The following is an 8,113-nucleotide window of genomic DNA, read 5'->3' as shown; positions in this document are numbered from 1 at the left end:
GCACGGCTGCCGCGGCCTCGATCACGAGCTTGACCTCTTTGCTGAGCACCGTGTCAACGGGCCAGTCGAACCTGAATGCTTACTCAGTTGCCCTGAGCGCTGACCAAAATGCCGTGACATCACTGGGCACCAACTTGCAAAACACGGTGAATTCACTGCAAGCAGTCGATCAAACCGCCCTGCAAGCTCAGTTGCAACAGTTAAACAACCAGCAATCGGTGGATTACTACCTGGTTAGCCAAATGAACACGGCTGCAGCAGCAGTGCTGACGCTCTTCCGTTAATCCTTTAGCCACAGACAAACCCTATACAAACGGTGGTCAAGCATATTGACCACCGCTTTCGCAGACGGTGTTATCACAACGGGAGGGCATCAACCTAAATTTAACCAAACTGAACCCTCAAGTTTTGAGGTTTTCAGTCGTTATAAATAACATGTATTAGTAGTCGTTTACTTTGAATTGAATGAAACTGTAACGGCCTATCATTAACGTATGGGTATCCACAGGAGTTAATCATGTTTGCATCAGCCAATGGCTTGAAAGCCTACACCACAGTCCAAAATCATGTACAGGGCGCCGATTTTGAAAAAAGATGGTTCGAGTCAGTCATCATGGTTCTCAACAGAATCCAAGCTGGGCAGTACGATCCAGTCACGACGCATGTTCGCTTAATTGAAGTGAGAGATGGTTTGCAATGGGTTCAAGAGAATCTCAACGAACGTCTGAATTCACAACACCGTACGTTGCTCAAGTCGATTTACTCGACGAACATCAGAATTATCAACGGCGTGATTGAAACATTAAACACAGATATGCTCGCCATTGTCATCGCTTCGGTTAAAACCATTCTGAAGCCATACGAGAAAAAGACAGACGCTCCTGCTTGAAGTCTCAGCAATCTGCCTTTAGTTCTGAACTTGCGGCAGCTCTAGGGCTGCCGCAAAATCATATGGGTCGCGGACAAACTCTGTTCAAACAGTTTCTGTAGCGGCTTTACCATGGGTGGCAGCAGCAGCATTAAGATGACCAAACCTGTCCCCAGCGTTATCGGAAAACCGATCCCGAAAACATTCAACTGCGGGGCTGACCGCGTTAAGACGCCGAGCGCCATATTGGTCACGAGCATAGCGGCGAGTATGGGTAACGCCAGCTGCAGCCCTGTGCTAAAAATCGTCGAACCCCATCTGGCTACCTGCATACCGTTCAATCCCCCAAGCCCCAGCTGGATAGGCAAAATCTCAAAGCTATCTGCCAGTACTGAGATCATCAATAAGTGACCGTCCATATGTAAAAAGACGAGCATGGTTAACAGGTTTAGAAACGTGCTAATCACAGTCGTCTGGCCTGCAGATTCGGGATCGAAAAAGGTTGCGAAACCAAATCCCATACTTAGCCCGCTCATCTGCCCGAACATATCGATCGCGCTGAACACCAGTCGCATCACAAATCCCATCGCCGTACCGATCAACATTTGTTGAATTAAGACCAGTACCCCGCTGGCAGAAAAAAGATCGACCTTGGTGCTTGCAAGCGTGGGGGCAATGATGAGGGTGATCAATACCCCCAGACCCACTTTGACGGGGGCAGCAATTGAGGTGTTGCTAAACAGTGGCGCAGCTGCAAAAAAGGCCAGGATACGCGTCAATGGGACGAATAAACCTGTGACCCACATTTGCAGCATATCGCTATCGAGGTCAATCACGATTTGTCCGACGGGTTCGTGTGAAGGTTATTCGGAGTAGGTTGGAAACTGGGTCAATACATGATGCATATAGTCGGTCATGACCGAAAGAATCCACGGGCCGGCAATCACCAGCACCGCCAAAACGGTGACCAGTTTTGGAATAAACGTCAGGGTTTGCTCGTTAATTTGAGTCGCCGCTTGAAAAATACTGACAATCAACCCCACGACCAAAGACGACAACAGCATTGGCGCTGCGATCATAACCATGATTTGCATTGCCTCGCGGCCAATATTCATGACGGATTCTGGATTCATCGATCAATGTCCCATTAATAGAAACTTTGCGCTAGCGAACCAAGCAGCAACTGCCACCCATCCACTAAAACAAAGAGCATTAATTTGAAGGGCAACGCGACAATCGAAGGCGACACCATCATCATCCCCATCGACATGAGCACACTCGCGACCACCATATCGATAATCAAAAAGGGAATAAAAATACTGAAACCAATCTGAAACGCGGTTTTTAACTCACTGGTCACAAAACTAGGCACAAGCACTGTCAGTGGCACATCCTCTGGTTTGAGAATTTTGTCGTTACGCGAGAGCTTGATGAATAAGGCAAGATCTGTCTGCCGAGTCTGTTTCAGCATGAATTCTTTCAGTGGTTGTACCCCTCTATCCAGGGCAACCGTCATGGTGATTTTATTTTCACTAAATGGCTGATAGGCATCCACATATATTTTGTCAAAAACGGGTTGCATCACAAAGAAGGTCAGAAACAACGCGAGGCCGAGCAAGATTTGGTTTGGTGGGACCCCTTGTGCGCCTAAGGTCTGACGAAGCAAGGACAGCACAATAATGATGCGGGTGAAGCTGGTCATCATCATCAGCGCGGCTGGTAAAAATGACAAAGCAGACAAGAACACGAGCGTCTGGACACTCAAACTGTAGGTCTGTCCTCCGTTGGCGGATGCCGCCGAATTGATCAGATTCAAACCCTCAGCCTCTTGGGCTTGCGCCATGCTTGCAAAAAAAACAAGGCCTAAGAACAAGCAAAACCCGGATCCGACCCTTTTCATGACGTTAAATCCTTTTGCTCAGCCAGCCCCGAAACCGCCGCTTGCACTGAGGACGGCGGATCGAGGTTTGCGATTGCAGTCATCCGTCCCGACGACACGCCAACAACGAGCCAGCGACCGGCGACCTCAATCACGACAATCCTTTCTCTGGATCCGACGCTCACACCCCCTAAGACCCGAGCAACCGAGCCATTCAGCAGCTTTTTGCCGTAAGTGCGCTTGAGCACCCACGCCAAAGCAAGGACGAGGCCCAGTATGAGGACAAGGCTAGCTGTGGCGCGAATCATATCCATCTTGTTTACCGATTCAGCTTACGGATACGCTCTGTCGGCGTAATGATGTCGGTCAAGCGGATGCCAAACTTATCATTCACCACGACAACTTCGCCTTGGGCCACGATATAGCCGTTGATGAGCACATCCATGGGTTCGCCTGCCATCCCTGTTAACTCGACAATCGAGCCTTGTCCAAGCTGCAAGAGGTTTTTAATGGTCATTTTCGTGCGACCCAGCTCAACCGTTAGCTGAACAGGGATGTCCAAAATAAACTCTATGTCATTCTGACCCGTGGCTTTCTCTGCGGGTGCAAACTCATTGAACACATCATTTCTGGGTGCTGCTGCGGGTTTATCTGCCTGTGCTTGCTCACGCATCGCTGCATCCCAGCCCGCATCCAGAATTTCTTCGGGATTCAATGATTCTTCGTCGGGGGTTGTCGCCATTTAAGATCTCCTGGCCGTTTCGTTACTATCCATTTTGAGAACTTTTTCCACTCGAAGCGCGTACTGCCCATTCGATGTCCCATACCGGCAAGACAAGACCGGCACGCTCTCAACCGTTACTTCGATTTCTTCACTCAAGTTCAGCGGAATCACGTCTCCCACCTTCATTTCGAGCAAGGTAGCAACATTGACCTGCTTGGTCGTGAGATTAGCCACAAGCTCAAGCTCGGCTGGCATAATCTCTCTTCGCATCAGCCTGACCCAACGATCATCTGCCCCAAGGGTTTCGCCCTGCAACGTAGACGCCAGCAGGTCTTTGATGGGCTCAATCATTGAATACGGGATACACAGATCGATTTGCCCAATCGCCGCCCCGACTTCAACCGTAAAGGCCGCCGTCACAACCACTTCATTAGGCGTCGCAATATTGGCAAACTGAGTATTGAGTTCAGACCTTAAATACTCAAGTTCAAGTTCATAGACAGGTGCCCATGATTTTTGATAGGCGTCGAAAATCAAATCAAGAACGCGTCTGATGATGCGTTGTTCGGTCTGCGTAAAATCACGCCCCTCGACACGGGTGTGAAAACGGCCATCTCCCCCAAACATGCAATCGACGACCGAAAACACCAGCGTGGGATCGCAAACAATCAAGGCCGTACCACGCAAAGGCTTGATATGAACCAAGTTCAGGTTGGTCGGCACGACCAGATTTCTGACGAACTCGCCGTACTTCATCGTTTTGACGGCGTTGACCGAGACTTCGGTCGTGCGTCGCAAAAAGTTGAATAGGGACACCCGCAACATCCGAATAAACCGCTCGTGAATGATTTCGAGGGTCGGTAAGCTTCCACGGACAATGCGCTCTTGATTGGCTAAATTAAATGTCCGTACTTCACCGGGTTCATCGACTTGATCGTATGACCCAATCTCTTCATCGTCAATGCCCTTGAGCAAGGCATCGACTTCATTTTGCGTCAAAAATCCGTCTTTCATCGGTTGAGTATCCGCTTACTGAATGATGAACGTCGTGAAGTAGACAGCAATGACATGCTGCTCTTCATCATCCTCTTCAAAGGGTTTGTTCAATTCGTTCATGATTTCTTCGACCAACTTATCTTTGCCCTTTGAATTAGACACATCCGCTGCCTTTTTACTCGAGAGAATCATCAGCATACGATTGCGTACCATGGGCATGTGTTCTTTAATATTGTCTACCCCTTTGGTATCTTTTGCCTGCAAGGTGACACTGACTTGCAAAAACTGCGGATCTTGATTCTCTTCACCCAATAGGTTGACTGTAAAGGCGTCAAGGGGGGCAAACTGTGGCTTAGTCGGTGCTTTCTTCTCTTTCGGTTTGGGCTTTGCCTCTGCCTCTGCCTCTGCGCCAGCGACAGGGGCATCCCCGTTTTTGATTAAGAAATAGTAAGTTCCCCCGGCAATGCCGCCCAGCAGGATCAGCAGCAACAGCACCAACACCAAAAGTTTTGCTTTTGATTTTTTACCAGCTTTAGGCTCGTCAGAGTCCTCTTGTTCTTCTACTTTCTTGCCTTTTGCTGCCGTCGCCATTAAATGCTCCTGTCATCACTCAGGGTCTCATTATGGACGAAATTTGCTCAGTCAAATGTCTTAAATAGGGCGGGGAATCCGATTTATATGTGGCAATTGTAAAAATCGATCATTACCGCCACAAAGCATCTAAGTTATCCAACTGCCATTTAGCTGGATCTTCAGCGGACACGATCTCGTCAGCCACGTCATCAGAAGAAAGATCAACGATCTCAGGCACCACTCTGAGCTGCGACTTAATCGAATAGAAAACTTTGACGCGTGGCGTGGTCAGTGAGTTCGACGATTGTTCAATGACGATCGCTAATTTATCTGACTTAAGTCTGACCAGGCTACCAACGGCGTATAGTCCTACCGCTCTGATAAAGGCTTCCATGAGGGTTTCATCAAGCTCCTTATCCGTCTTTTTTAACATCTGCTTGATAGCAAAGGGCGGCGGCATACCCGCCCTTCGGTCATGATCCGATGTCATCGAATCGTACATGTCGCAGATTTTGCACATTTTGGTCAGTTGACTCATCTGTTCGCCACTCAAACCATCGGGCCCCCCAGATCCATCAAGAGACTCATGGTGATGCAAACAGACATCAAGCACCGCTTGAGACACTTCCCCGCCCTTCTGAAGCATGTCATAGCCATCCCTTTGATGAGTTCCGAATAAGTTTTCAGAAGTCATGGTCGTGCCATGCTGTCGCATCATGTCGGGGGTGTTTGCGACGATCCCTAGGTCATGCAATAGGCCTGCAAGCCCTGCTTCACGGATAGCAGCGTCAGAAAACTTTAACTCAATCGCGAGTGAAACCATCAAACCTGTCACCGCAATTGCATGGGTAGTCGTGAAGTCGAAAGACTCTTTGAGTCGTGCCACACTAACCACGGCATGCCGATTGTCACTCACCGAATCAACAATCTCATCAACGATCTTCTCTGCTGCTTTGATATCAATGGGTTTACCCGATCGGGCAGTGTTCAGAAAGGCATTGACCGACTCTTTGCTGCGCGCGAGCACTGCGGCGGCTTTGTCCATGGCCGACTCGTTTTTTGCCTTCTCGTCTTCTTTGATTTCTTCCTTAGACTGCTTTCGCACGTTTTTTTGCTTGGGCGCAAAATACTCGGCAATCTCATCCACTCGGTTTCTTGCCGCCGCCGCTTCTCTCTCTTGCGCCTTTTCTTCCGCGGTGGCGACATCTCGTCCTTTGTCGGTGTCGATCCAAAAATGCTCACAACCGCTTTCAATGATTTTTTTAGCGGTTTTCACGTTTTTAATCATGAAAGACGAACGCCAGAAAGAACGTTCAATCCAACTGCCCGGCAGTTTCGCGACATACATGCCAATACGAATTTCTTGGATAGGGATTTTCTTGATCATGATGATTATGCGAAAGTATCTACTAATCCGTGGCCAGACGTGCCACGTCTCTGATCTATATCCAACCCTGTCTGAACGGGCGAACTATCTGCCAAAAAGCGCTTGGCCATCAATCGGGCGGCGGGTGCGGGCTGAGCATCTTGGCTCGCCTGTTCACCCGAAGAGACAGCCGCTTGGCCAAGGGTGACCCCAGCATTGGCCATCGCACTTTTCAGTGCAGGAAACCCCTCAGCCAGCGCCTGCCTCACCTCGGCGTTATCCGACATGAAACTCGCCGAAACGATATTTCGGTGCACTTGGATCTCAATTTTCAACGGACCTAAATGGGGAGGGTTTAATGTCAGTGTCGCTGTTTGATGCTCACCTTGGCTCATCCAGACCAGACGTTGGCCCATTTCTGCGTGCCACCCCCCTGCATCCAGCCTTGACTGCATGACATACGGTTCCACATCCTTCGTCGCCGAGGTATAAGCTTCACCCCCTTGTCCATGCGCCAGATTACCGTCTCGCGGGGTGATCGCCGTGCTGGTCAGCGTCGCAACGACGCTTGCCTCAGCCCCCTCCTCGTCTTGGTGTCCATCGCTCACGCGGGCATCGATTTTGTGAATCGCTGCACCAGCGCTTTGATTGAGTTTGCTGGGTAGACCGGTATCCGACAAGTTGCCGCGACTATTACCCAAGGCGGTTGAAATTGCTCGATTTGAGCGTGCGCCGTCTCGTGTTAGCTGAGTGCCGGCAGCCGCCTCTTCTTTCTCAGTATCGTCGCCATTGGCGACGGTTAACCCTGATGACGACGATGCTCGAGTCGCGCGCGAAGACGGGATTTTTGAACTCAGCCCTTGACCCGCAACCATCTCTTGGGCAGCTGGCGCGTCTGATTCGGTATCTAACGCAGGCCCAGAGGCGTTGTTACTGGTCGGCCGGCTAACGCCGTTTGCGCCCAGACCAGACGAATTAGAGAACCCTGTTGGCCCCCTCGCATTCGTCGCTTCAGTTTCTCGATGACGCTTATCTGCTTGACTGCGTTGCGCTTGTTGGTCTTGGCTTGCTTTAAGTGAAGCCCCGGCAATATCCTGCCCCCGCTCTCGTTGTTGAAGCAATTGAGAAAAGCTCACCGAACCTGAACTCTTATAAGTCGATGACTGAGTCACCGATCGATCCGACGAACGGGTCTCGTCCGATTGACTAATCATCGCTTGGTTCAAGTTGGTATTAATCATGGTTGTATCCGCTTCTTGATTAACTTTACCGCAGCGCGAGCGTTCACAAATTCATCTGTTGTTTTTTGATCTCTCTTTAATTCAGCTGCCCTGCGCCTTTTCATCTCTTTTTCAAGCAAGACTTCGAAGGACATTTGTTTTCTTTTGCACGCCTGCCAAGCAATTCTTTGTTCTTCTGCCATGATTCTGCAACGATCAATCACTTGCTGCTGACCCTGCATGGTTTTATCCAGGTTCGCAGCAAACAATTTAAAGTTTGATAGCTGATCCAGATGAATGCCTGCGGTCAGCTGCTCGACATGGTCGTCCATATACTGCTGCCGATACTCACTCAACGTTTGCCACTGCCCCTCAGCCTCAGCAAGCTGTCGATTGATATGCGCCAACTCAATCGACGCTTCGTCGACCGCTTTTTGCGTCAGTTCAAGCAAAGTTTCCAATGACGAAGTCGATTTAGCCATGTTGT

The 8,113-nt window shown here is 49.7% G+C and carries 12 protein-coding genes; 2 read left to right on the top strand and 10 right to left on the bottom strand.

All coding sequences use genetic code 11. The annotated features are described in order from the left end of the window. A partial coding sequence (locus AC1W8Y_RS09030; protein WP_482014151.1) for a hypothetical protein occupies positions 1 to 284 on the top strand: 284 nt, incomplete at its 5' end. A 233-nt stretch (positions 285 to 517) separates the two neighbouring features. Next, positions 518 to 889: a hypothetical protein gene (locus tag AC1W8Y_RS09025; RefSeq protein ID WP_482014150.1), complete on the top strand. Its 372-nt coding sequence runs from the start codon at positions 518 to 520 to the stop codon at positions 887 to 889. A gap of 41 nt (positions 890 to 930) precedes the next feature. Here the strand turns inward: AC1W8Y_RS09025 and fliR are convergent, their stop codons facing one another. The 10 genes from fliR to fliJ all read right to left on the bottom strand — a co-directional run bounded on the left by fliR (position 931) and on the right by fliJ (position 8,108). Further along, positions 931 to 1,704, bottom strand: coding sequence for a flagellar biosynthetic protein FliR (gene fliR / locus AC1W8Y_RS09020; protein WP_482014149.1), 774 nt, complete (start codon positions 1,702 to 1,704; stop codon positions 931 to 933). Between the two features lie 27 nt (positions 1,705 to 1,731). Beyond that, on the bottom strand, positions 1,732 to 2,001 hold the full coding sequence (gene fliQ, locus AC1W8Y_RS09015) for a flagellar biosynthesis protein FliQ (RefSeq protein WP_482014148.1): 270 nt from the start codon (positions 1,999 to 2,001) through the stop codon (positions 1,732 to 1,734). A gap of 14 nt (positions 2,002 to 2,015) precedes the next feature. Further along, positions 2,016 to 2,768 carry a flagellar type III secretion system pore protein FliP gene (gene fliP, locus AC1W8Y_RS09010; protein WP_482014147.1) on the bottom strand — a complete coding sequence of 251 codons (753 nt, stop codon included), beginning with the start codon at positions 2,766 to 2,768 and terminating at the stop codon, positions 2,016 to 2,018. Beyond that, positions 2,765 to 3,061, bottom strand: a complete 297-nt coding sequence (gene fliO, locus AC1W8Y_RS09005) for a flagellar biosynthetic protein FliO (protein WP_482014146.1) — start codon at positions 3,059 to 3,061, stop codon at positions 2,765 to 2,767. The genes fliP and fliO overlap by 4 nt, the downstream gene beginning before the upstream one ends. Positions 3,062 to 3,066: 5 nt before the next feature. Next, on the bottom strand, positions 3,067 to 3,489 hold the full coding sequence (gene fliN, locus AC1W8Y_RS09000; protein WP_482014145.1) for a flagellar motor switch protein FliN: 423 nt from the start codon (positions 3,487 to 3,489) through the stop codon (positions 3,067 to 3,069). Next, positions 3,490 to 4,485, bottom strand: a complete 996-nt coding sequence (gene fliM / locus AC1W8Y_RS08995) for a flagellar motor switch protein FliM (RefSeq protein ID WP_482014144.1) — start codon at positions 4,483 to 4,485, stop codon at positions 3,490 to 3,492. A 15-nt stretch (positions 4,486 to 4,500) separates the two neighbouring features. Further along, positions 4,501 to 5,058, bottom strand: a complete 558-nt coding sequence (gene fliL / locus AC1W8Y_RS08990) for a flagellar basal body-associated protein FliL (RefSeq protein ID WP_482014143.1) — start codon at positions 5,056 to 5,058, stop codon at positions 4,501 to 4,503. Positions 5,059 to 5,170: 112 nt separating this feature from the next. After that, positions 5,171 to 6,427 (bottom strand): cyclic di-GMP phosphodiesterase, encoded by a 1,257-nt coding sequence (locus AC1W8Y_RS08985; protein WP_482014142.1) that lies wholly within the window; start codon positions 6,425 to 6,427, stop codon positions 5,171 to 5,173. 5 nt (positions 6,428 to 6,432) lie between these two features. Beyond that, entirely contained in the window at positions 6,433 to 7,647 is a 1,215-nt protein-coding gene (locus tag AC1W8Y_RS08980; RefSeq protein ID WP_482014141.1) for a flagellar hook-length control protein FliK, read from the bottom strand. Continuing rightward, positions 7,644 to 8,108, bottom strand: a complete 465-nt coding sequence (gene fliJ, locus AC1W8Y_RS08975) for a flagellar export protein FliJ (RefSeq protein WP_482014140.1) — start codon at positions 8,106 to 8,108, stop codon at positions 7,644 to 7,646. Before fliJ ends, AC1W8Y_RS08980 begins: the two co-directional genes overlap by 4 nt. Between the last annotated feature and the right edge of the window lie 5 nt (positions 8,109 to 8,113).

The sequence above is a fragment of the Jezberella sp. genome, assembly GCF_964834465.1.
This window is presented reverse-complemented; position numbering and strand designations above follow the sequence as displayed.

Bases quoted from the DNA above. Each gene is read 5' to 3' on its own strand.
- AC1W8Y_RS09025 (WP_482014150.1), top strand. From the start codon at position 518: ATGTTTGCATCAGCCAATGGCTTGAAAGCCTACACCACAGTCCAAAAT.
- fliQ (WP_482014148.1), bottom strand. From the start codon at position 2,001: ATGAATCCAGAATCCGTCATGAATATTGGCCGCGAGGCAATGCAAATC.
- fliP (WP_482014147.1), bottom strand. From the start codon at position 2,768: ATGAAAAGGGTCGGATCCGGGTTTTGCTTGTTCTTAGGCCTTGTTTTT.
- fliO (WP_482014146.1), bottom strand. From the start codon at position 3,061: ATGGATATGATTCGCGCCACAGCTAGCCTTGTCCTCATACTGGGCCTC.
- fliN (WP_482014145.1), bottom strand. From the start codon at position 3,489: ATGGCGACAACCCCCGACGAAGAATCATTGAATCCCGAAGAAATTCTG.
- fliM (WP_482014144.1), bottom strand. From the start codon at position 4,485: ATGAAAGACGGATTTTTGACGCAAAATGAAGTCGATGCCTTGCTCAAG.
- fliL (WP_482014143.1), bottom strand. From the start codon at position 5,058: ATGGCGACGGCAGCAAAAGGCAAGAAAGTAGAAGAACAAGAGGACTCT.
- AC1W8Y_RS08985 (WP_482014142.1), bottom strand. From the start codon at position 6,427: ATGATCAAGAAAATCCCTATCCAAGAAATTCGTATTGGCATGTATGTC.
- AC1W8Y_RS08980 (WP_482014141.1), bottom strand. From the start codon at position 7,647: ATGATTAATACCAACTTGAACCAAGCGATGATTAGTCAATCGGACGAG.
- fliJ (WP_482014140.1), bottom strand. From the start codon at position 8,108: ATGGCTAAATCGACTTCGTCATTGGAAACTTTGCTTGAACTGACGCAA.